Here is a 25153-nt window from a genome sequence, read left to right as displayed (position 1 = left end):
TCGTAATTGCTATGTTTTTCTAAATAATGATTGATCAGTTAATGTTATTTATATTAATACCTTAATCAATGCCCAACGATTGGAAACATTTCCTTACTTTTCGATTTGTTCCTTTAGTATGATTTAGATATGTTTACGTCATCAACCTTATAAACGAGATATAATGAAGAAATTATTGATTTTTGGATGCCTGATGATACTTGCTAATATTTCTTTTGCGCAACAAACAAATGCCGAAAAGGAAGTTGATCAAGCCGTAAGCAAATTGTTAGGATTAATGGTTACCCCGGATAGCCTCAAACTGGATCAATTGCTTTTAAATAATTTAAGCTACGGCCATTCGAGTGGAAAGATTCAAAGTAAGCAGGAGTTTATGCATTCATTACTTTCCGGTGAATCAGATTTTCTGGATGATATGATAATAGGTGATCCTAAAACTATCGTTCAAGGCAATACAGCGCTGGTGCGTCATAAATTGACAGCTCAAACAAATGATAAGGGAGTTAAGGGAAGTATTAACCTCTATATTTTACTGATCTGGAGTAAGGAGAAATCAGGCTGGAAGTTGCTTGGCAGACAGGCGGTTAAAGTACCTTAAGTGAGTCTTTAGTCTAGAGTTCGGAGTCATAAGTCCTGGGTGCGTTAATTTAGTCTTGAGTTTAGAGTTTGCAGTCTTGAGTTCTGGGTGCTTTAATAAGCTTTGAGTCTAAATTTCGATTAATATCTAACCTCCTAAACCCTAACCCTATAACCTATTTACTTAATCATCACGCCCGGCCTGTTCACCAGTGGAATTTTAATTAGATTGATATCGACTATACTTTCCGGGAGAAAAATAAACTTTTTATCATAGATCGTGCTACCAATATAATAACTCAGCCAATATTCATTGGTTAGGCCAAAAACTTCTGGATCAATGGCTTCTACACCTTTGAATTCCTGTGCAGCCATATCACCGATGAAATGTCGTAAAACAGACGTTTTAACTTGCTTGCCATCTTTTTCTCCATAACCTTTAGAACTGATGAGCACATTGGTAATCGGCTCGTTTTTTAAGTTGACCAGATAAACCGTCCAGTTTTTAACTTCTGGCGTTTCACTCATCAGCACAACTGCCATTGCAATATCTTCAACTATATTTTCTGGTAAATCTGCTTTCAATTTTTTAATTATTGAATTTTGAATGATGGAATAATTGAAATTTTGAATGATAGAATAATAGCATGTAAATTTAATCCTGATAATCCTAAAATCTTTTAATCCTGATCTATTTTTTCTTCGCCACGGCTTTTTTCGCTGCTGGTGCTTTCTTTTTTGCAGGTGCTTTTTTCTTGGTTTCGAATGCGTTTGGTACTTGTTCTACAATCATTTTCTTTACTACCTCTAAATCAATGTCAACCAATTCTTCAGGTGTATATTTTTGTTTAGTAGCCTCGTTGTTCCTCAATTTAAGCATGAGTTTACCGAAGCGAATAAATGGTCCCCAACGTCCATTTTCAATAGAAATTTTTTCTGCATCCCAGGTCTTAATGAAGCGATTAGCTTCTTTCTCCACCTTTTTACTAATGAGTGCCTCAATATCTTCCTGTGATAAGTTATCGAAATCATACCCTTTTGCAGGGATGTTAATGAATAAATCATTCCATTTAATGAATGGTCCGAAACGGCCTTTTCCTTTCGTTACACCTAAACCCTCGTAATGCGCAATAGGTGCATCAGCATCCATCTTCTCCTTAATAATTTCAACCGCCCGATCATAGGTTACCGATAAAGGTTCTTCATTTTTTGGTAGCGAAATAAAGCTTTCTCCCCACTTCACGTACGGACCAAAACGTCCCACACCGATCATCACTTCTTTACCTTCAAAATCAGGAAGCGAAAATGGAAGTTTAAACAATTCTAAAGCATCTTCGAGTTGGATCGTAGCAACGGATTGGCTACGCATTAAACTGGCATAGCGTGGCTTTTCTTCATCGTCCTGTTCACCAATCTGAACGAGCGGACCGAATTTACCAACTTTCGTATACACATTTTTGCCAGTAGCCGGATCCAAACCAAGTAAACGCTCTCCAGTTGCACGTTCTGCAGTTTCTAAAGTATTTTCTACTTCCTGGTGAAAAGGGTTATAAAAAGAATGCAGCATTTTAGTCCATTCTTGTAGACCCTGCGCAATCTCATCAAATTCCTTCTCTACATTAGCGGTAAAATTGAAATCTACAATACCTTTAAAGTGTTCAACCAGAAAATCATTTACGACTTCGCCAATATCAGTAGGGAAGAGTTTTGATTTTTCAGCACCTGTAATCTCAGATTTAATTTCTTTTGTAACTGTTCCGTTATTTAAAACAATCGCTGTAAACTTACGGGGTTTACCATCTCTGTCTTCCTTCACCACATAACCACGATTTTGAACCGTAGAAATGGTTGGTGCATAAGTAGACGGACGGCCAATGCCCAATTCTTCTAATTTCTTTACTAAACTGGCCTCAGTATATCTTGCTGGCGGACGCGAATAACGCTCCGTAGCCTGCATTTCGTTTAAGAATAGTTCTTGTCCCTTAGCTAAAGGAGGGAGGATCGCACCGCCTTCTTTTTCTTCACCTTCTTCATCATCTGTAGATTCTAAATAAACTTTTAAGAAACCATCAAATTTTAATACTTCACCTTCAGCAACTAAATGTTCTTTTCTGGTAGATGCGGTGATTTGGGCAGTGGTTTTTTCAAATAAGGCCTCACTCATTTGTGAAGCGATGGAACGTTTCCAAATCAAATCGTATAAACGTTTTTCAGAAATATCGCCGTCTACAGTGTGTCTATCGAAATAAGTTGGGCGGATGGCTTCGTGAGCCTCTTGTGCACCGGCAGATTTCGTTTTATATTTTCTTGGCTGATGATACTGATTACCATAGGCCGATTTTATTTCTTGTTCTGCAGCAGATAAAGCTGTATCTGATAAGTTTAACGAATCCGTTCTCATGTAAGTAATCTTACCGGCTTCGTATAATCTTTGCGCCACCTGCATGGTTCTGGCTACCGAAAAGCCTAATTTCCTGGAGGCTTCCTGTTGTAAAGTTGAGGTGGTAAATGGTGCAGCAGGGTTACGTTTTGCTGGTCTCGTTTCCAGGCTGGTAATATCGAATTTGGCTGTTGCACAATCCTGAAGAAACTTTTCTGCATCAGCTTCGCTATCGAAACGTTGAGGCAATTCTGCTTTTACGGTTTCTCTGCCTTTACCAGTAGAAAACTGAGCTGTAATTTTAAAGGCTGCTGAAGCATTAAAGTTTTGAACTTCTCTTTCTCTATCAACAATTAAACGCACCGCAACGGATTGAACACGACCTGCTGATAGTGATGGTTTTACTTTTTTCCACAATACAGGTGATAGTTCAAAACCCACCAATCGGTCTAAAACACGGCGGGCCTGCTGGGCATTCACTAAATTATAATCAATACTTCTCGGACTATCAATGGCTTTTAAAATCGCAGGCTTAGTGATTTCATGAAATACAATCCTCTTGGTTTTTTCTTCCTTCAGACCTAAAGTCTCAAACAAGTGCCATGAAATTGCTTCTCCTTCACGGTCCTCATCGGATGCTAGCCATACCATTTCGGCCTCCTTTGCTAATTTCTTTAATTCAGCAACCATGCTTTTTTTATCGGCAGGTACTTCGTAAGTCTGGGCAAAGTTATTTTTGATATCAATGGCCATGTCGCCTTTAACCAAATCCCGGATGTGGCCGTAGCTGGATTTCACAAGGAAATCTTTTCCTAAATAGCCCTCTATGGTTTTAGCTTTTGCAGGAGACTCGACGATTAATAAGTTTTTAGCCATGAAATACGATTTTGTGCAAATAAAGCTATAATTAAAGCATAAATCAAAACATGCATGGAATTTTATACGATTTTTTTTCAAATTTAAGAAGTGAGGCTAATCATTATTTTAAGAAAACAGAATGATTAATGGTTATATACATCGTCCTCTTTTTTAACGAGGATGAATGAGAACATCGATTTTATCGCTATTTGTTGAATACCTATAAGCCTGTCGGCACCTTCCGATGCATAGGAGGGAATGGCGATCGTAATTCCCCTCTTTCAGAGGGGTGGTCGCAGACCGGGGTGTTAAAATAAATTAATAATTATCGAATTCAGGTTAATCGTTTGACCCCCACCACCCTTGGTTGGTGACTCACCAACCAAACCAAACTAACCAATACCAACCAATTCAAACTATGGTGGCTTAGCGACAATTTTACTGCTGTTGGCCTTAAGTTAATTGAATGGGAGGGGTTAAATTTTCAATAGCTTCTCTTTCCATCATCTCCTAAGCCGGTTGTCAGGGTAGAAATAGCAGGTCGTCGATCGCGAGGTGCGAAGAATGCTGTCTTAATCCTTTCCCTCCCGGGGAAAGGTGCCGTTAGGCGGATAGGGGCTTTTTACATTATTTACAGGAACATTACCTTGATGAAAACTTTTTGTACCTATATTCGTATATAAATAAAAAAGAACGATGATCAGCACAATTCTAATCCTATTAAACTTTTTGGTTCCGAATCCACCAAAAACTGTTTACGATTTCAGCTTTAAAACCATTGATGGTAAAGAGGTAAAACTGTCGAAATTTAAAGGCAAAAAAATCATGATAGTGAATACGGCTTCAAAATGCGGTTTCACGCCACAGTACGAAGATTTAGAAAAACTTCAGAAGCAATATGGCAAAAAAGTAGTGCTAATTGGTTTTCCGGCAGGAAATTTTGGCGGTCAGGAATTTTCTACCAATGCTGAAATTAAAGAGTTTTGTACTGGTAAATATAATGTATCATTCTTAATGGCAGAAAAAACCAGTGTTAAAGGAGATGATATCAATCCATTATTTAAATATCTGACTTCTCAAACCAATACAGAAGAGCAAGGCGATATCAAATGGAATTTTGAGAAATTTCTGATCAATGAAAAAGGTCAATTAGTTCACCGCTTCCGTTCTAAAACAAAGCCTTTAGATGAAGCTATAGTGAAAAACCTGTAAGCTTAAATATTGCGGGGGGTATTAATCCTTGACAAAATTTAAAAATACAGATTGTAAAAAAGGTTTAAGGAAGTGGATATGATTTATCTTCCTTAAACCTTTTTTTATTGTTGAAAAATTAACGCTAATGCCTCTTAATTCTTTTCTAAAATTGTTTTCCAAACTACTGCACTGAGCACTGCACCAGTGATCGGTGCAGCTATAAACATCCATATTTGTTTCAGTGCTTCACCACCAGATAGCAACGCCGGACCAATACTTCGTGCTGGATTTACAGAAACCCCTGTAATTTTAATTCCGACGATATGAATAAGCACCAATGAAAGGCCAATCGCCAGGCCGGCGAAACCACCATTAATATTTTTGGTAGAGGTGGCTCCAAAAATGACCAGTAGAAAAATGAATGTGAAAACAGCTTCGGCTACAAATGCTGCAATTGAATTATATTCAGCCAGATAACCTTTTCCCCAGCCGTTAGAACCCAAAGCCCATTCTTTCATGGCAAAATTAGCTTGATTGCTTACAATAAGATAAAGCAGTGCCGCACCTGCAATTCCGCCTAACACCTGTGCAACAATATAGTAAGCTGCTTCACTTGCCTTCATTCTGCCAACCACCACCATACCGATGGAAATAGCTGGATTGATGTGGCAACCAGAAATGTGACCTATTGCATAAGCCATCGCCACAACCGAGAGGCCAAAAGCAAAAGAAATACCCAGCAAACCGACACCAGTTGTGCCATCTGCCCCCGCAATTACGGCGCTGCCGCAACCCATTAAAACCAATACCATTGTACCTAAAAATTCAGCACTAAATTTTGAGAATTTACTCGTTTCCATATAATTTAAATTAGAAGTTTAGAAAAACGAATAGGGGGAGATTCATCGTAAAAGTAATTTAAATTTTACATTTTCAAATATTTTCGTAAAATAAATGTAAGGGTTGAAATTTGTCTTTAAGAGTTAAGGGGCTCAAATCCTCAAGCCCCAAATTAACCAAACAAACTATTTTTGAAGTAAAGAAATAACTCAGAATTTTGATAAAAGATGAATAAACATTATCTATCTCAATAGCATTTCAATTAGTCTCTAATTAATAATTCTTATTTTCCTGATGGATAAAAAGAAAAATGCAATGGAATAAAAGCCAGCTAAAATACCGGAAGATGCCACCGAGGCGGTCACACCAAAATCAAAATGATCAGGAAAGCTTATATGAATAATGAATAAAGTAATGGATACGATTAATATGGTATAGAAACTATGCAGGCCAGCTAGTTTGAACATTTTACGGTTTTCTTCGAATTTTTTATTCATTACAAAATGGATGGCATCATCATTTTGTAATGCCCTTACTTTTTTCAAAACATCTATGGTGATGAGAAATGGTAGTAATAATGACATAGGCAATAGGAACCGGGCCAGGTTTTGCTCACCGCTAAATAAGTAAACAGAGGGTTGTGCACTCAGTACAAAATAGGGGATGACAGTATTTAGTAACACATTCGGAACGAAGTATAATAATAAATTTTTGCGTACAAATTTTTGCCATCTAATCATTTTTATTCTCATCAGATCAGATGTTTGCATATTCATTGATATCGCTGGTCATTAATGAAATTACACTAGCCTTGATTGATAAAGCATCAACTTCTCTTAAAAAAGTCTCTTCAGACATAAAAGAGAAATCCAGTTGATTGTTAAAAGTGCTTACGACCAGTGTGTTGGCGTTTTTCCATGGAAAGGCTACAGTAGGGCTATAAATGGTTTCTACACTAAATGTTTTATAATGCTGCCTGATATTTAGCAGCCCCATATTGCTTAATGTAATATCATGAGAACCATTTGTAGAACGTAAGAAACCAATCATTTTACTGGCAGTGGAATGGAAAAATTCACTCATTTTTAAAAGTTGAGCTACATCCATTTTATTAATTTTATCCTCCAGATTAGCTTTTAGCATTCGGGCATTTTGCCAGATATCCGTATCACCAGCAGGTACTTTAAGTTCGGCAATTGGTGCAAAAGCAAACATGGTATCAGCCTTTATACCCGGTATAAATCGCCTGATATCTACAGGACAAATGATTTTTCCATGAGCCTTATCTTGCTTTAACCTTTTAAAGGCATCAATAAAAATGGCACAAATAGCCGCATGAACGCTTGTGTTTTCTGTTTTGCATTTGTTCAGAAAAGCGTTTGTTTCTTCCTTGCTCAATTTCCAGTTGATGGCATAATTATTCGGATTAAATCTCTTTTCTGATGTAGGTTTGAAAAGGAAAAATAGTCTTCCCAAAGCAGCAAATGTTTTACCTTTTATTAAATTTTGCTTCAAATCCTTTTGAGGTAATAATTCACTAACTGATGAAAAGGATTGATAAGGCTGAAGTTCCTGTTCTGGATGATCAATTAAAGTTAACAGCTCCTGCATCAGGTTGGCTATGGTCGTTCCATCGCAAATGCAGTGGGGTAGAATCAACATTAAATTGGATTCCAGGTTACCCTTTAACCACACCAGTCTAGCAAGAGGTTTATTGTTTTGATTGAAGAGCTTATACCATTCTGTTTTAGATTCTTTTAACCAGTCACTGTCGCTTAAAAAAGCTACTTTACGTATCGGGATTTGATCAATATTATCGTTGGGTACAAAATGAGGGATTTTATTGATCATCTCAATATTCATCCGCAGCAAAGGATGTTTGCTTTGAATTTTATCCAGCGCCTGCTGAATATTATTTTCTTCCAATTCACCTAGTATTTTTGCCGTAAAAACGCAGTTTAATGGCGTTATGGGATCAACATACATGATTCTTTCGCCTAAAATTAATCTTCTTTTCATATCATCATCTCTATATTTTGACACATTCTTCTAAAAGAGCAATTACCTTTTCCTGAATGAACTGCGCATCTTTAAATGGAAGATAGCCCTCACTGGCGATGAAGGAAAAGTCCATTTGTTTTCTAAAAGTTGAAGTTAATATGGTGGTGGTATTTCCCAATGGTCCGATTACGGAAGGACTGTAGATGGTTACAAGTTCGAAATTTTCATATTCATGCGGAAAATCCAGTTTTCCAAGATTCGAAAACATACAATCGTTACTTGTTTTACCATATTTTAGTAGCTTACTGAAATGATGAAGTGCAGGATGACAAACTTCCATCATCATCATTAAAGCATATGGATCGAGTTTTGCTAATTTCTCATTAACCTTTTTCTGTAGTTGTTTAACACCATCAATAAAATGATCATTTTTTTCTGCAGATAGCACAATCATTAATCCAAAGGCAAAAACATGGTCCTTTTTAATCAATGGATTTAAATTTCTGATATCAACCGGAAGAGATATTTTATTAAAAGATTTTTCTGCTCTTACTGTGTGAAATGCCTTTAACACAACAGCACTAAGTAGCGTGTTAACCGTAAATTCGTTTGCTCTACAAAAGTTTACGATAGCTGTAGTAAGTTCTTCATTAAGTTTCCAGTGGATTAGAAAATCCTGCTTTCGGTCTATCTCAACCTTTTTAACTGGCATTATCCATAGTGCTAAGGTTGCCATTCTACCGATCAGTGCATTTTTGGTTCGTTTACGATAATTGCTAAGCACCTTTGCGGGAACAATATCTTTAATGTCCAGGATGGGAATTTCGGTTCCAATATTTGCGTCCGGATGATCAAGTAATAAAAGAAGTTCTTTTAAGATGGACAGGCCAGCAGTTCCATCACAAAGGCAGTGGTGAAAAACCAGCAAAAATTCTGAATATACTAAGCCTTTGATCCAGGTAACCCTGAAAAGTGGTGAAATGGTTGCATCAAATGGCATACGCCATTCCCGTTCAGATTCTTCTTTCCAATCTGTATCATGATGGCGTGCGACCATGCGAACCGGAACTTTTAACGATGTTGCTGAATGTGTTGTAAACCAGGGTTTTTGATTCTCATCTATTTGGATAGTTGCAGCCAGCCAAGGATGTTTCATCTGAATATTTAAAAGTGCCGACTCCAGGATCTTTTCAGAAATTTCGCCCTTAATTTTAAATGGAAGAACCAGATTAAACGGACTTGTTCCATCACCATAAAGCATTCTTTCGCCAAAGAGTAATTTTCGTTTGATTTGATTCATCAGGCAGGTTCTAAAATGCGGTTATTTTTAGCGAAATCTTCCAGTAATTCAACAGCCTTATCATTCCCTCCAGCAGCAATAAAGGTTTCCCTGATTTTTTGAGCGGCCAGACGATATTTAGGATTTTCCAATAGTTCGAAAACGGTATTTCTTAAATCAGTTATCCGAAGTCGTTTATACCTGATACTTACCCCACAACCTGCCTGCTCAATCAGTTTTGCGGTATGAAAATGATCATAAGCAATTGGCGTAATTAGCATGGGTAGGCCATTGGTAAAGGTGTCATTTACGGTGTTGAAACCACCATGACAGATAACAGCGTCCATATGAGGCATTAGTTCGGATTGTGGAACGAAGCCACTTACAATAAAATTATCTGGCCATTTTTCGAAAATATCCGGATTGGTAGCCGCAACAATGGTTATCGGTTCACCAGCAAAAGCATCGATGAGTTTTTGAAAAAATGCTGCACGAATATCTACTAATAAAGTGCCTAAGGAAACAAACACTTTGGGAGTAGTGGCTTCAGCTAATCTATCCCAATCAAATGCTGCCAGGTTCGGACGGCCTTTAACCGGACCTACGAAATGCATATGTGCTGGTTTTTCATCGAACCCAGCAAAAGTTTGTGAGGTAAAAACCAGGTTCAGCTGGTGCGAGTGGATATGGATTTGCTCACTGTAAATCCCCACTTCCTTCTGCAGACCTAAAATCAGATTTTGTTGCCACTCAAATATTTTGGGTGCGCTGTTCGCCGTATCGCCCATCACATCTGGCGGTACTGGTGTAGTGGTCACTGATGGAATTCCTTTTATATGAGCGCATAGTGCTCCGGCAAAAGTAATACAGTCGTTTACAATCACATCAGGTTTCCACTCATCCACGAATTTATTCAGTGGCTTCATCATGATGCGGGCAAAGGGAACGTAAGTTTCCTCTAGGGCGAGTTTCATCACTTCCGGACCAGAACATGATGGTCCATCATCCTGACGTTTTAAAATCAAATCAATTTCTTCAGCGTGTGGCAGTAAATCTTCTTCCGGATAAATAAAGTCACCACCTTCTGGGAGATGAACCTTTGCCAACGAAGTGATTCCAAACCATTTTACTTCATGTCCACGAGCCAGTAAGCTGGCCCCAATGCTGAGTGTTGGACTAATGTGGCCAAAAAAGGGTGGAACAACAAATAGAAATTTCGACATATGGATTTAAATTAAGTGGTCAATGTTTTACTGGTGGCTTCAAGAAGTGCATTTTCCAATAAATCGGCTGCAGTTTCGTTTCCACCAGCATGAATGAAGGATTGTTTAATTTGTATGGCGGCATTTTTGTACGATGGATTTTCGAGCACGCCATTTACAGTTTCTAAAAGGTGTTTTGCTTTAAAGCGATTGAAGTTTAAACGTTCACCTGCACCCACTCTTACTACACGGCCCGCGACATGACTTTGATCATATGCAATTGGAATAACCACCAAAGGCAAGCCATGCATTAAACTTTCACAAACGGTATTATGGCCTGCATGGCAAACCACTGCATCTAAATAAGGTAGTAACTCAACCTGAGGAACCTGCTTCTGAACTGTAAAATTTTCCGGCCATTCCTCAAATAAATTAGGGTCGGAAACAACCACTACATGAATAGGCTGTGACGCAAAGGCTTCAACAACTTTACTAAAAAAGCTTTTTTTATGCTCATGATCGAAGGTTGTACCAATGCTGACCAGAATTTTAGGTTGGTTAATACGGTGAAAAGCCTCCCAGTTAAAGGGTATTGCTACTTTCCGGTGGTTAAAAACCGGACCTACAAATTTGAAATGCTCTGGCAATTCCATTTCTCCGAAAAAATCACGGGAGGTGAAAATCAGCGTCAGGAGTTCTGAAGTGCTTAGATTTTTCGATTCATGAATGCCAAACTCCCGTTGCAAGGCCATAATTTGATTAACTTCCCACTCATGCACTTTGGGCAACTCATCCATTACTTTTATGGCAGCTGGTGCAGTCACAGAGGTGGCATAGGGTAGGTTTCTATGGGTTGCTGCCATTCCCCCTGCAAACATTTGATGATCTGTAATCACCATATCGGGCTTAAACAAATCTAACCACCTCACTATCCCATCGTAACTGTGCCGGTTGAGCGGAATCAACACTTCTTCATATAAAAATTTAACACTATCAATTCCGTAAACTACTTTTTGAGTGATGATATCCAGGTATTTTTCCGCTTCTTTTTTCTGCTGATCATCTTCATGGTATTGGATAAGCAAAAGTTCGCCTCCCAAGGGAAGTTTATCACCTAGCGCTTGATCTAAAGTAATCCAGCCTACCCGGTGTCCGCGTTCCAACAAAACAGTGCCCAGGCTTAGGGTAGGGTTAATGTGACCGGTTAATGGAGGTACAATGAATACAAATTTTGCCATACGCGTTGATCTTTTTTATTTTCGTTGAAAGAAATTTAATAGTGCCTCACCAATAAGTTGTGGCTCTTGTATTGGAATGTTATGGTCTCCATCAACGATTTGAATCGATGAATTTTTAATTTTCTGGTTTAGGTTTTTACCAGTTTCCAGGCAGTTTGAGCTTAAGCCGTAGAGCAGTAAAACCTCCTGTTCAATTTTTGTAATGGCTTCCTCTTTAAAAAAATCTTTTTCCAGAATCATATCTTCTTTAATAGAGGTTTGATGAAAGAGATATTCATACATGCGGTGATTTTTTTCCATTTGTCTTTTACCCATTTTAACCTTCGTGGTATCAGTAAAATTTTCTACGTAATGTTCCAGAAACTCACGACTATACTCTTCAATAATTCCTCGGGCTTTTTCATCGCTGGGATCAGGAGCTTCAATAACCGCCAGTTTTTTAATCAGGTTTGGAAAGCGGATAGCCATTTTCAAAGCAATTAATCCACCAAAACTATAACCACCTAAGTAAACCTGTTTTAATTTCAGCGCATCCATTAAACCTTTTAAATCATCCGTCATACTCTTTAGATCGTAACCAGACAGCGTTTTTCCGCTCATACCATGACTTTTCAAATCATACAACACCACATGAAAATGTGTAGCCAGCATAGGAGCGATGCTAAAGTAATAAACAGATAAATTACTGAACATGCCATGTACCAACACAATGGTTTCAGGTGCATTTTGATTCAACTCCTGAATATGTACCGATTGATGATTGATGTTTAAGATTGGCATTCTTCGATGTAAGAGATGATCATACCTAAGTTCAGATTAATCAACTGATCTAAATCCATGGATGAAAGCCAGCCCGTAAAATCAATCTGATCGCCAAAATGTGCTTTGATTTTTTCTGAAAAGGACACAATCTCAATGCTGTCCATTTCTAAATCTTTGGTGAATGAACTTTCTGGTGTGATGTCCATTTCCTCCACAAATTCTTCTCCGATTACTTCAGTTATAAATTTTTTCATGAGATTGAAAATCTCTTCTTTGCTTAATTTAGTTGTTATAGTGTCCATCCGATGATATAGTTTTGGTGTTTGATTGTTTTGATAGTGATGTTATTAATGATGAGTTCATCACCATTAATTTTTTCTACGGTGTAAGCCTTGGGGTTTCCCTGTAAGCCTTTGCCTAAAAATTTGCCATAAGCTTCTTTCGCTACCCAGAAGCGGGTTGCCCATTCGGTTTTGTCTTTTTGTGCTAAAAGTTCCAGTTCGTGGTCATTGAAAACCAGGTCAAAAAAAGCATGACTTCTTTCTTCAATGGTTTCGATATCTATTCCAACAGCCTGATCAAACCTGGCAATACCCACGGCATCTGTTCCCTTATGGGCAATTGAAATCTGTATCCCTTCAGTTAAACCACCTTTAACATAGGGTTTGCGAAATTCATCCGAATAGATTTCGAAGGTGATAGGGTAGCAAGCCTGTTGTTTTTGGGTATTCAGTAAATTCCTGACCGCATCTTTTGCAGCTACCCTGCTAATCATCCAGGTTTTTCTTTTATTGGGTAAAAGGCTATTATGGTGCTTTTTTTCTGTCTGATTGAAATATCTTTTCAGGATAAAATCCCATGATACCACCCTCGAATAGGCATTTCCAAAAAGGAAAACCCCAGGTGCAATTTCTTCAGATAAGCGGTTGCGCAGTGGTGACATGGATACATTCCAAAGCGGTTCATCGATCTCTAAACGGCGGTTTTGCCAGCCCGAAATGATGAGCCAGATCTGACCAGCCTTTTTCATCACGATATCTGCCGTAGCAAATTCATCATTTAATTCGGTGAGTACACAAGTGCATTCAAATGTGCCATCTTGTTCAGCAATCTCGCCAAAAAACTCTATTTCCTGTATTTTCACAGGAAAGGCAATGCGATCTTTTTCGAGGGTAAGCTGTAGCCACAAACCAAAAAGTTGCCCGGCATTATCCAATAGTGAACCTTTACCATCGGCCGCTTCAATAATTCCGGTAATTCCGTTCTGGCCAACTGCAACAATTTTTTTAATGCCCTGGTAAGCAGGGCCATGAAACATGTGGGCATCGTAAATCTGTTCCGCTGTCCGGTCTATATTTAGCTTTTCACCGATATCAAAATTACGATCAGGTGCTGTGTTTAAAAATGGTGAAAGCTTTACTTCAGCATTGGCAAAGCGTTCTAAATTAAGGTAAACGGTTTCATCATCTTTCCATTCTCCGGTAACGGTTTCCTGAAAAGGTTTAACTACATTCATCCATTGAAAAACACGCATGTTTTTGATTTTATGAACCTTCTCCTCCGGAGATTGCGCCAGGGCAATTTCTGCAAAAAGCTCAAAAATCATCGTCATGGGGATTACCGGATCCATGTCTTCTACAGTGGGCCATCCCTTAGGCTGTCTTAAAAGGGAGTGATCAATTAAATAGGGTTGATGATCTAAACTGACATCCAGCTTTTGACTGAAAGGTTTACGAATGGTTTTTACAGGATGCTGGTATTCAAAACTTGGCTGGCTTTGATCGTTGAAGTTTGCTTTTTCAAAATGCCCGATCATTTCCTCCTGCATGCTGATCATCTCTAAAACATTCTCATTAAATGCATTTAAAACAGGATGCAGCGAATCGGCAAATACAGGTTTTGCCTTCGGCTGATTTTGAATAGCAAGGTTTTTTAAAGTTTGAAGATGATGGATAATGGGTGAACCCAGTACAAGCTTAATCCCTTTATTTGGTTTAACCGAACTGGATTTTGTCTGACCAAGAAAATCCAGTCCAATTTCTCTTCCCTCAACAAACAAGGCAGCTACCACTCTTTGTAACTGGGTAATGCCTGAACGGATCGGAACATTTGCACTAATCGTGCTGATTTCTTTTCCTTTTAAAGTATCATCAATAAAACCTGTTAATCCACCCGAACCAACCTGAATAAATACTCTCGCACCTTCCTGATAAAGTTTGTCGGTCAGCTCCCGGAAACGCACCGGCTTAATTAAATGCTCAGCACTTAATTGCCTGATGGCATCAAAACCTTCGGGGTAAATTTCTAAAGTAGTGGCCGACCACAATGGAGTAGTGGTTTTTCTGAACGTCATATCTTTCATGCCAGCAAGAATGACTTCTAATTTATCGGCAACAAAAGGGGAGTGAAATCCTGATTGGAAAGGTAAAATCTGATGAAAAATCTGCTTTGCCTTTAAAATTGGAACCAGTTCTTCCAATGCATTTTTGCTGCCACAAAGAATAGCCTGTTGCGGGCAGTTATCATTTGAAATGTATAAGTCTGAAATACTTTCGATCACGGGTTCCAAAGTTTCTACACCACAACCTATGGCAATAAAGCGTGAATCTTTTAATTCGAATGTTTCCGGCGTTAGCACTTTCAGTAAATTCATCACAGAACTTTCTTCTGCCAGCTCTGAGGATCTTGCCGCAAGCCATTCGCCTAAACTGTGACCCGCATTCATATCTGATTTGATGCCTAAACTTTTTAGCGCCTGGTCTAAAACACTGCTTTTGTTTAAGGTTTGAAGCGCATCACTCAGCAGTCCTTCTTTCGTTTCCTGCTCGTCAGTTTGGATGTTGAAATATTGAGTCACACTATCTACTTCTCCTCCTGATAAACCATCCAGGCCTGGAAAAACAAAGGCAATTTTGCCACCTTTTTCAAGCAAAGGGTTTCTGCTGTACCAAATATCCTGTTTGTTTTTCCAAGGCATGTTCTTGGCTACAATTTTAATCGCCTTATTTATTCTATCCGTCGTTGGATTAAAGATGGCGATGCGGAAATTCCCAGTTCCCGGGCTATAATCTTTAGCCTCAAGCGCATCAATTAATTCTTGTTGCGTTTGGCGGGCCATTACAATCACTTCGTCTTTTTTGGGTTGATCAAAACCCGCTAAAACCACATGTGCATTAATGCCTCCGAAACCGAATGCATTTACTGCAGCCAGCTTTGGCAAACCCGAATTAGCCCAGTTAATTGTTTTTTGAACGGCTGAGAACCTGGTTTCTTGAAGTTGAGCCAAAGGTTCGTCACAATGTAAAGTAGGAGGGATAACGCCGTGATATAAAGCTAAAGAGGTTTTAATTAATCCGGCTATTCCGGCTGCAGGCATGGCATGGCCAATGTTCGATTTTACCGAACCAATTCCAGCCTTTGGTAAAGCTTCATTTTCACCAAAAAACTGTTTTAAGGTTTCAATTTCTGTTTTATCGCCTAGTGGCGTACCCGTTCCGTGCGCTTCCAGATACCCGATATTTTGAGGATCAAGTGTCGAATTTTCCCAGGCTTGTGCAACGGCTTTAAGCTGACCTTTAACCGATGGGCTCATCACACTTGTTCCGCTTCCATCGCTACTTACGCCAATTCCTTTAATTACAGCATAGATTTTATCCTGATCCTGAAGGGCATCATCCAGTTTCTTAAGCACCACAAAGCCGCAGCCTTCACCAATAATCAACCCATCGGCATGCTGATCAAATGGCTTAATTTTTTCTTGTTTGGATAAAGCACCTAATTGTGAGAAGATGCTCCAGAAGGCAGCATTCTGACCCAAATGAACACCACCGGCAATCACCATGTTGCAACGTCCGCTGTTCAGTTCCTGCACGGCATGGTCAACCGCTAAAAGTGAACTGGCACAAGCCGCATCCAATGTAAAGGCCAGGCCACCTAAATTAAAACGGTTGGCCACCAGTGAAGCAACCAGGTTAGGGATTAATCCCATGGCAGTATCAGCACTGAAACGTCCCTTTTTAAACTGAAATTCATGTTTCACTTTTTCCAGGTCTGTATCAGATAAATGTGGAAGAAGGTCTTTGAGTACACTCGAAATCTGTTCTCCTGTTCTTACAATTTCAATGGCTCTGGTTGCCCCCGGGCCCGTGTAATTGCCTTTGCCGATGATGATTCCGGTTTTATCCAGGCTATATTTTTTTTCAAAAATACCAGCGTCTTCCATGGCGGTATGCACCAGATCAAGTGTAATTAAATGATCTGGTTCTGTACCCTCAACGGCTAAGGGTAGGATTCCAAATCGCTGAGGATCAAAGCTATATTCAGGAATAAAACCGCCTTTGTTACAATAAAAACGATCTACGCCAGTCGCCGATTGATCAAAATGTACCGGATCAATGCGATCGGCAGGAACGGTTTGAGTCGAATCAATGCCATTCAGGATGTTTTCCCAAAACGTTTGCACGTTTTTAGCCCCGGGAAACGTACAAGACATTCCAATAATTGCCACATCGCTTTTTTTCATCATGGTTGTACTTTAAATTTAAGTCCAGGTATTGCCAGCCATAATTAAAACCTGACTCTCTTTCCCATATTTCAGTTCGTTTAAGAATGTTTCCATTCCATCCTGTAAAGGAATCATGGCAATACCACGGCGTTGATATTCTTTTTCCAGGGTTGGAGAAACCATTCCGGCACCTTTCCATGGACCCCAGTTAATGGCCATTACCTTTCCTTTAATTTTTTGTTTTAAAGCCCAGGCATATTTATCCATTACGCTGTTTGCAGCGGCATAATCTGTTTGTCCGCGGTTTCCATAAACAGACGCAATGCTGGAGAAAAGAATAACAAATTGGGTTTCAGGTCTCAACTGCTCGGCAAGTACCCGAAGCGGTGTTACCTTAGTGTCGAAAACCCGTTCAAAAGATTCTGAAGTTTTACTGCTGAACAATTTATCTTCCAATAAACCTGCTCCATGTACCACGCCATCAATTCTGCCATATTCCTGGTATACCTGTTTGATTAATCTGTTCAGGCCATCTTCATCCCGAAGATCCAACGATTCGTAAACCACGGTTGAGCCACCTTCTTCAAGTGTGGAAATGCAACGGAGAATCTGATTGTTTTTATAAATCCGATTGGTTTCCTTTTCAATTTCGGCAGGTTTAGATAACTGTGCCTGTTGAATAATATAGTTTCTGATTTCATCTTTCGTTTCTAATTTTGCAGTCGCTTCCTGAAGGCTTAACTGCGGATTAGCCGACCTTCCAACCAAAATGTAATGGCATGGATAATCTTTTGCGAAATGAATCATCAGCTCTGCGGTAATGCCTTGTGCACCACCTAAAACCATCACCACGGCATCCTTATCCAATTGAATATGAGCCTCATCAGTTTCCATACTGAGTTGCGTAGGTACAAGTTCCATGATGTGTCTTTTATGATCGTTATAAATCACTTCAGATGGTTTATCCGGATTTAAAATTTCATTTAAAGTAACATTGGCAATTTCATCTGCCGACATTTTAGTTTCCAGGCTGATAAAACGGCATTTGGTGTGCTCGTATTCGCGATCCAGGCTTTTAAAGAAACCCGAATAGCCTTGATAATTTCTTAAGAATGATATGTCTGATTCTGCATTGAAATACCTTTTTGTATCAGCAATCAGATAAACCCATTTTACGGTATCGAAATTTAGTTTTTTGATGGTAGAAAAGTGATCCAGAATACTTGCCTTTTTCTGCGCATCGAACATATTCAGGATAATCAGGCCCTGATAGCTTTCCAATGAATCATCAATATTCACGATATCAGCAATGGCCCCGTGTTTTTCCAACATCGCTTTAATTTTAAGCGCCTGTCCGCCGCCATCATTAGTCAGTGCAAACCGTTGCCCCTTTAAAATGGCCGCCTCTGTTATGGTTAGTGCAGCAGGTGTAAGCTCAAAACGCAATCGCGAAAGTTTTTCTTTAACCGTGAGGTCATCAATACTATCCTCAATAATTTTTTTCGCTTCGATCAGTATTTCGGTAGTTTCAGTTTCTATATCCGCAATCCAGTTAACCAGACTATTTAAGGTTTTAATGGCGGCTAATTTTTCCATTAAATCATCTGTCTGATCATTTTGTGAACCAAAACCTACTTTTTCTTTAAGCGAGGCGATAATTTCCATGCGTTTAATAGAATCTATACTTAAATCTGCCTCCAGGTCTAAATCCATTCCCAGCATTTCTTTAGGATAACCTGTTTTTTCACTCACCACATCCAGAATAGCTGATTTTAACTGATCGATGGACAACTTTTGAGGCTCTGCGATTTTCGTTGAAATCACCACCTGAATTTCTGGAGCCTGCTGCTGGGTGTTTTCTGTAATCCAGCTGACTAAGCTGCTCAGTGTTTTTAAGCCTGCCAGTTGTTCCATGATTTTATCCTCTGGAAGATTAAGCTCAGAAAAACCGCCCAATTCAGTACGTAAGGCACCAATAATTTCAACCCGTTTGATGGAATCGATGCTTAAATCTGCTTCCAGATCCATTTCCATTCCCAGCATTTCTTGCGGATATCCCGTTTTGTCACTTACAATCTGTAATAAAACCTGTTTAATGTCCTTTTGTACCAATACTGCAGATTTTACTTCCATCACTGGTGAAATTTCTACCTGCCCGATCAATTGATTTTCAATTTTAATGGGTTGCGGTGTTTGGTAAGCAGCTTGTGGCGCTTGATGATAAGCTGGCATTTGAACGGATGGATTCTGCCCTAAAAAAGACAGCATCACATCTCGTTGTGCCTGAATAAGCGTTTTCATGCTATTCAAGTATTCTTGCATCATCATATCTTTTGCGGATGACTGAACCTGTTGGCTACTATACTGACCTGGTGTTTCTTTCATAAGAATAATCGGTTTGGTGATTGGAGCGGCTCCGTTTTCTGGAAGTTTGCCCGTTGATGGTATGGCATGTTGACCATTTACATACCAGATGGCCGGACTTTTTTTGTAAAGTGTTGGCTGGTCGATTTGAATAAACTGTGCAGACCTTCCCTCGAATAATTTTTCAAGATTGATGGTTCTTCCAGTTGAAATATAGCTGGCTAAAGTTCCAAGAAGGTTACTCAACTTGTTTTGGCCCTGATCTTCGGTATGAAAAATAGTTTCATCTTTACCAATACAAGATTTAGTCAGCCCGCTTAATACCTTGCCGGGACCTACTTCGATAAAAATTCTTGCACCAGCATCGTACATGTTATTCAGCTGATCAACAAAAAGTACGGGCTGAACCAAATGTGCTGTTAAGCGCTCCTTAATCGCTGAAGCAGTTGTAGGATATGTTTTTGCAGTTGTGTTGGACCAGACTGGAATTTCTATATTCTGGAATGGAACTTTTGACAATACCTCTTGGTAAAGGTCTTTAGACCTGGCTACGATTGGGCTGTGAAAAGCACAAGCCACTTCCAACTGTCGGAAAGAAACTTTTGCTTCTTTCAATTTAGCGGCTAAATTTTGAATGCCTGTTGTTGAACCTGCTATAACACACTGTGTTGGTGCATTAAAGTTTACAGGGTAAACATTTTCTATACCTGATAATAAATCACTCAGGTCTTCACGTTTTGCGCTAACGGCCAGCATACTTCCAGGATCTCCATCTGTAACGGCATCTAAAATTGATTGTGCCCTTTGTGCACTCAATTTAACCAGTTGATCATCTTCAAAAGCACCTGCGAAACAAAGTGCTGGTAATTCACCATAACTATGGCCCGCAACCATATCTGGCTGAATACCTAAAGATTGAAGCAATTTTGCAATAGCCAGATCGACTATGCCGAGCAATGGCTGCGCCATCCGCGTATCTTTAATGCTTTCTTTCTGTAGTGTAGCCGATTCTGCATTAAATACCGCATGAGGGAAAAGTATTTTTTCATAAGCCGGATAGCCCTTTAATAATTTTCTCATCTCTGGAAAAACCACAAAAAGATCTCTTGCCATGTTAATCCGTTGGCTGCCCTGGCCAGGAAAAAGAAAGGCCACTTTACCTTCTTTTATATTGGTTTTATAAGTGTCTTTACTTTGAATGCCAGATAAAACCAAGTCAATTTTCATGACTAAATCTTCAGCATTGTTGGCTACAATACTCATCTGTATTGGCTTTTGTGTACCTGTAGCCAAACTGAAGGCAATATCCTTCAGTGCAATCTGACCATTAACTTCCAAAAGATTTTTAACATCAGTGAGTGTTATTTTAGCTTCCTCATAAGTATCGCCTCTAAATACAAACAATTCCGATGGCCATGATTTAAGAACTGGATATTGGTTCTCGATATTTTTACCGCTTTCTAGCACAGCATGAAAATTCGTTCCACCAAAACCAAAGGCACTCACGCCAGCATAACGTTTTTCTTCCATCCATAAGCCAGCCTCAGTATGGAAGGCGAAAGGACTTGTTTTAGCATTATAGAAACTGTTTGGCGTTTTTAAATTTATAGTAGGAGGTTTAATTCCGTGGTAAACGGCAAGTGAAGCCTTAATTAAACCCGCAATACCAGCAGCACATTTTGTATGTCCGATCTGCGTCTTAACCGACCCTAGGTAAGTTTGTCCCACAGTTGCGCCGGTTTCATTCAGCATATCTGTTAAAGCGCTGATTTCTGTTTTATCACCCACAACGGTACCTGTTCCATGCGCCTCAATTAAGCCTACGCTGGATGGCATGATCCCCGCCTGACTGTAAGCCCTTTCTAAAGCATTGATTTGTCCGTTTTTACGAGGGGCAGTTAAGCCAAGGCTCTTTCCATCGCTGGATCCACCCACGCCTTTAATCACTGAATAAATCGTGTCACCATCTCTTAAGGCATCTTCGTGTCTTTTCAAAACCACCATCGCAATTCCTTCGCCCAGGGCTATTCCATCTGCTTCCGCATCAAAGGTTGCGCACCTTCCTTTTTTGGATAGGGCATGTGTGCTGGAGAACATCAGGTAATCGTTAATACCATTATGAAGATCGGCACCGCCAGCCAACACCATATCAGATTTTTCGAGGAAAAGTTCCTGGCAAGCCAGGTCAATGGCCGCAAGAGAAGATGCGCAAGCAGCGTCAACCGTGAAATTCCTACCGCCTAAATTCAATCTGTTGGTGATTCTGCCAGATATTACATTCGCCAGAATCCCAGGAAAAGAATCTTCAGTCATCTTAGGCAATGCAGCATCAACTTCCGCTGGCATTTCACCAAATACCTGTTTATAAAAACACCTGAAACTATAACTATTGGCCAAATCATTTCCGCCTTCAGCACCAATAATCACGGATACGTTTTCTTTATCAACACCTTCATCACCGTAACCAGCATGTTGCATGGCCTGTTTAGCTACCATCAAAGTGAGGAGTTGGGTAGGCTCAATAGCAGCAAGAGATTGTGGTGGAATACCAAATTCAAGCGGATCAAAGTCTATTCTTGGAATGAAGCCACCCCATTTAGAGTGCGACATGTCGCCAGCAGTAGATTCCGGATCATAATAAACCGCTTTATTCCATCTTTCATCTGGTACTTCAGTTACAGAATCTTTTCCCAGGATAATATTTCTCCAGTATTCGTCCAGATTTTTAGCACCAGGAAAAATACAGGCCATGCCCACAATGGCTACATCTAAAGATTTTGCCTCACTTTTTGGTGGTGCAGATAAGATGGCCTGATCAATATATTCATAATTTCCAGTCGCTACAGCCTCATGCAAATCAACCAAAGAAACAACTTCCTGGTGCATAGGCGCAATCTGGCCAATCATATACATACCCAGTTCAGTCTGCTCTTTTTCGTTAATTTCAACTAGCTGATCACCCTGTCTTTCAATTCCTTTCGCGGCAATTCTCAATCTGCCCACATTCAGACTTTCTAATTTTTCCCAGATCAGTTTTTTGTCGATACCCTGTGCCTGCAATTTGGATTTCTCCTGGTTAAAATGGTTGGCAAAAGAAGAATTTAAACACCTGGTTTCATGACCGGGAGCTGTTTCCAGTAATATTGTTTCTTGCGCCTGCATGGCTTCCTGTTGAAACTTATTCAGAATAGCACCCGTGCTCACCGCTTCTTTTGTATATAAATAAGCCGTACCCATCAGCACGCCAATTTTCATTCCTTTTGCGGCGAGGGGGGCAGCCATTATAGAAATAAAGGCCGCTGAAAAAGCATCATGAATACCACCGGCAAAGAAGATACTGATCTCTTCAGGTTTGTCTACTTTTAAAAGGCGTTCTATCTGTTTTTCCCACAAAACCATGCTGGATAAAGGTCCAACGTGGCCACCACATTCACGGCCTTCAAATACAAACCTTTTCGCCCCTTCTTTCAGATACATGTCCAGTAAGGCAGCAGATGGTACGTGTAAAAACGTTTTAATGCCAGCCTTTTCAAAGGGTTTAGCTTGTGAAGGTCTTCCCCCAGCAATCAATAATACAGGTGGCTTTGCAGCTAAAATGTATTCCTGTTGTTCATCGCGAAGCTCTTGAGGAGCAAAACCCAGTATACCCACGCCCCAGGTTTTTGTACCAGCCAATGCTTTGGTTTGATCGATCAGGTTTTTTGCCGCACTACCTTTTAAAAGAGATAACGCCACAAATGATAAAGCCCCGGCTGTTGAAACGGCATCGGCAAAAAGTGGTACATCACTTACCCGTGTCATAGGGCCTTGCGCAATGGGATATTTGATGTTTAAATCTTCAGCCAATGCATTATTTGCGCTGATGGTATTTAAAGATTTTGCTTGTTTTAAGTGCCCGAAAATGGAAGCTTTCAAACCAAATATAAGTTTATCTAACTTCTTATATTTTTCAAACAGATCTATTGATAAACTAATGTCCTGGCCCATTGGCAGGTAATTCGTATTAAGATCATAGCCACCAAAGTATGTTTTAAGTTTTGAATAGTTTTGATCATCTTCAAACAGTGTTGGAGAATTAGGACGAACCAATACCCTATGTTGATCAATGATTTTAGTTTCTGTTCCACTGAGTTTACCACATACAGACTTTAATTCTGCCGGAGCAGCACATTCTGCAAAGAGCGTCAGCTGACTGTCTAAAATTACACCTGATGCACCTTGCGCAATTAATGATGCTGCCGTATGAAGGCCAACGCCGCCCTGAACCCAGATTGGAAGGTCTAAAGCTTCTTTAACTACCCGCTGAAAGAGCACAAAAGAAGATTCAGCAGCCACTTTTCCTGCACCTTCGTTTCCTTTAATGATGATGCCATATGCACCTGCAGCCTTGGCTTTCCGGGCAGATTCAAGATCAAAAATCTGGTAGATGACTTTAGCCTGAGGCTGTTTTTTAAACTCAAAGCCAAAAGGCGCAATAATCAGACTTACCTCGGCTGGCAATTCAATATCCTGCCACTCATTGGTATTATAGCAAACGCCATAATCCATAATGGTTTGTTCTTTCAAACTTTTTAAGGCCTGCTCAGCCTTGGCTTTGTCATGCCCAAAGCTAAGAACAGGGAAACAAGAGGTTTTTGCTAAACTGGATACTAGCCTGGCATCTGGGATTTCGAAGGGAGTTAACCCAATAAGAAGGTGTCTGTTCATGATTTGAGATCATTTAGCTTTATCATCTTAAGCCCTGGCTTTTTTCCAGATACCTAAGGAATAAAGGATTGATTATTAGTTTATGATTATGCCATTTGGCAGCAATTTTCCGATACTATTTGTGTGTATTATTAATAAGTCTAATATATAAATCAAAAATTGAATTTTTTGCACTGAAATATGAAATGAATAAAATGAATATAGTAATGAGTAGTGATATAAAATTAAATATAAAAATACATAATACAAACTTTTTAATACTATTTAATATAAATTATTATACAAACATAATTTGAAAACACGAAAAATATTGACGACTTCTGTTATTTTTTGATTAAAAAAGTGTTAAAAACATATTAATTTAAAGTTTTTAGGCACATTTAATCGCATCAATCGAATTTTTAGTAATAGTTGGGTTTTGTGATATGCTTCTTAATTTGAATATAAAAAGCAATTTAATTTGTATGATTATTATTATTTATTAATATTTTCATTTAGTTTCATATGTATAATTAATTATTATAATATGTATATTTAAATTTGTTTTATTTGAGGCATATTGTATAAAATACACTTATCATTTATTTCTTTTTATTCTTAATGTTTTCGTAAACATTTAAAAAGGCCGAAACCAGAGGAGAGAAGAGGATGATCAATAAATCTTTTAGCAAGATTAGTATCTGGAGTAAATTCTACAGCGAGTGTTCGCTGAACAAAATGAATTGGCTAGACGGTCGCCATTCCCCTCCTTTGGAGGGGTGCCCAAAGGGCGGGGTGGTTGAAATATTGTCTTGTCCTAAAATAGGTTTACATAAAAATGTAGACTTATGAAAAAAGAGATTCAAGAATTCAGTGAACAATTCAAGCGCACAATCATCGAAGAGGTGAGCTGTGGCGCTATCAGTAAGGAGGCTGCCCGTCGCCGTTATGGGATCAAGGGAAAGAGCTCTATTTTAAACTGGCAACGCAATTATGAAAGGTATGGTAAATGTTCGCTAAGTTTGTACTTCGATCCCATCCCTTGAAAACAAATAAGCCAGTCCAATCTGATACCTCTCATGAGGAGCTGAAAGCTCGCATCAAAGCACTCGAACGCCAGTTGGAAGACGAGCAGTTACGTGCTGAGGCCTATAGCAGGATGATCGATATTGCGGAGTCCGAGCTGAAGGTGCCCATTAGAAAAAAGTCCAGTACCAGGTAATCCATGAAATGAAGGATGCTTACGCCAGGGTTGGCCTTGTGCGTCTG

15 protein-coding genes are annotated in these 25153 nt (G+C 39.3%); 3 read left to right on the top strand and 12 right to left on the bottom strand.

What is annotated here, in order from left to right; genetic code table 11:
• Positions 1-163 precede the first annotated feature (163 nt).
• Entirely contained in the window at positions 164-598 is a 435-nt protein-coding gene (locus EV200_RS10575; protein WP_229676744.1) for a nuclear transport factor 2 family protein, read from the top strand.
• A gap of 158 nt (positions 599-756) precedes the next feature.
• Here the strand turns inward: EV200_RS10575 and EV200_RS10570 are convergent, their stop codons facing one another.
• Both EV200_RS10570 and topA read right to left on the bottom strand, forming a co-directional pair.
• On the bottom strand, positions 757-1161 hold the full coding sequence (locus EV200_RS10570) for a hypothetical protein (RefSeq protein ID WP_132532307.1): 405 nt from the start codon (positions 1159-1161) through the stop codon (positions 757-759).
• 106 nt (positions 1162-1267) lie between these two features.
• Complete coding sequence (topA, locus tag EV200_RS10565; protein ID WP_132532304.1) at positions 1268-3832, bottom strand: type I DNA topoisomerase; 2565 nt, start codon at positions 3830-3832, stop codon at positions 1268-1270.
• A 678-nt stretch (positions 3833-4510) separates the two neighbouring features.
• On the opposite strand from topA, the gene EV200_RS10560 reads away from it, so the two are divergent.
• Positions 4511-5026, top strand: a complete 516-nt coding sequence (locus tag EV200_RS10560) for a glutathione peroxidase (RefSeq protein WP_029285401.1) — start codon at positions 4511-4513, stop codon at positions 5024-5026.
• 134 nt (positions 5027-5160) lie between these two features.
• On the opposite strand, the gene aqpZ is transcribed toward EV200_RS10560, so the two are convergent.
• The 10 genes from aqpZ to EV200_RS10510 form a co-directional block, all read right to left on the bottom strand.
• Positions 5161-5868 carry an aquaporin Z gene (gene aqpZ / locus EV200_RS10555; RefSeq protein ID WP_132532301.1) on the bottom strand — a complete coding sequence of 236 codons (708 nt, stop codon included), beginning with the start codon at positions 5866-5868 and terminating at the stop codon, positions 5161-5163.
• Positions 5869-6117: 249 nt separating this feature from the next.
• On the bottom strand, positions 6118-6588 hold the full coding sequence (locus EV200_RS10550) for a hypothetical protein (protein ID WP_132532298.1): 471 nt from the start codon (positions 6586-6588) through the stop codon (positions 6118-6120).
• Between the two features lie 16 nt (positions 6589-6604).
• On the bottom strand, positions 6605-7867 hold the full coding sequence (locus EV200_RS10545) for a phthiocerol/phthiodiolone dimycocerosyl transferase family protein (protein ID WP_132532295.1): 1263 nt from the start codon (positions 7865-7867) through the stop codon (positions 6605-6607).
• 10 nt (positions 7868-7877) lie between these two features.
• Positions 7878-9149: a condensation domain-containing protein gene (locus EV200_RS10540; RefSeq protein ID WP_132532292.1), complete on the bottom strand. Its 1272-nt coding sequence runs from the start codon at positions 9147-9149 to the stop codon at positions 7878-7880.
• A complete protein-coding gene (locus EV200_RS10535; protein WP_132532289.1) occupies positions 9149-10351 on the bottom strand; it encodes a glycosyltransferase in 1203 nt (400 codons plus the stop codon). Before EV200_RS10535 ends, EV200_RS10540 begins: the two co-directional genes overlap by 1 nt.
• Before the next feature lie 11 nt (positions 10352-10362).
• Positions 10363-11568 (bottom strand): glycosyltransferase, encoded by a 1206-nt coding sequence (locus tag EV200_RS10530; RefSeq protein WP_132532286.1) that lies wholly within the window; start codon positions 11566-11568, stop codon positions 10363-10365.
• 15 nt (positions 11569-11583) lie between these two features.
• Positions 11584-12348, bottom strand: coding sequence for an alpha/beta fold hydrolase (locus EV200_RS10525; RefSeq protein ID WP_132532283.1), 765 nt, complete (start codon positions 12346-12348; stop codon positions 11584-11586).
• Positions 12336-12584, bottom strand: coding sequence for a phosphopantetheine-binding protein (locus tag EV200_RS10520; protein WP_229676745.1), 249 nt, complete (start codon positions 12582-12584; stop codon positions 12336-12338). Before EV200_RS10520 ends, EV200_RS10525 begins: the two co-directional genes overlap by 13 nt.
• Before the next feature lie 35 nt (positions 12585-12619).
• The gene (locus EV200_RS10515) at positions 12620-16855 is read right to left on the bottom strand and encodes a type I polyketide synthase (RefSeq protein ID WP_229676746.1); all 4236 of its coding nucleotides are present in this window, start codon (positions 16853-16855) and stop codon (positions 12620-12622) included.
• Between the two features lie 15 nt (positions 16856-16870).
• Positions 16871-23905 (bottom strand): type I polyketide synthase, encoded by a 7035-nt coding sequence (locus tag EV200_RS10510; RefSeq protein WP_132532276.1) that lies wholly within the window; start codon positions 23903-23905, stop codon positions 16871-16873.
• Positions 23906-24732: 827 nt separating this feature from the next.
• Here EV200_RS10510 and EV200_RS10505 point away from each other — a divergent pair.
• Complete coding sequence (locus EV200_RS10505) at positions 24733-24930, top strand: transposase (protein ID WP_132532273.1); 198 nt, start codon at positions 24733-24735, stop codon at positions 24928-24930.
• Positions 24931-25153: the final 223 nt, after the last annotated feature.

This window comes from Pedobacter psychrotolerans (genome assembly GCF_004340665.1).
GTDB classification, from domain to species: domain Bacteria; phylum Bacteroidota; class Bacteroidia; order Sphingobacteriales; family Sphingobacteriaceae; genus Pedobacter; species Pedobacter psychrotolerans.
The sequence above is the reverse complement of the archived record's forward strand: the minus strand, read 5'-3'. Positions and strand labels throughout refer to the sequence as shown.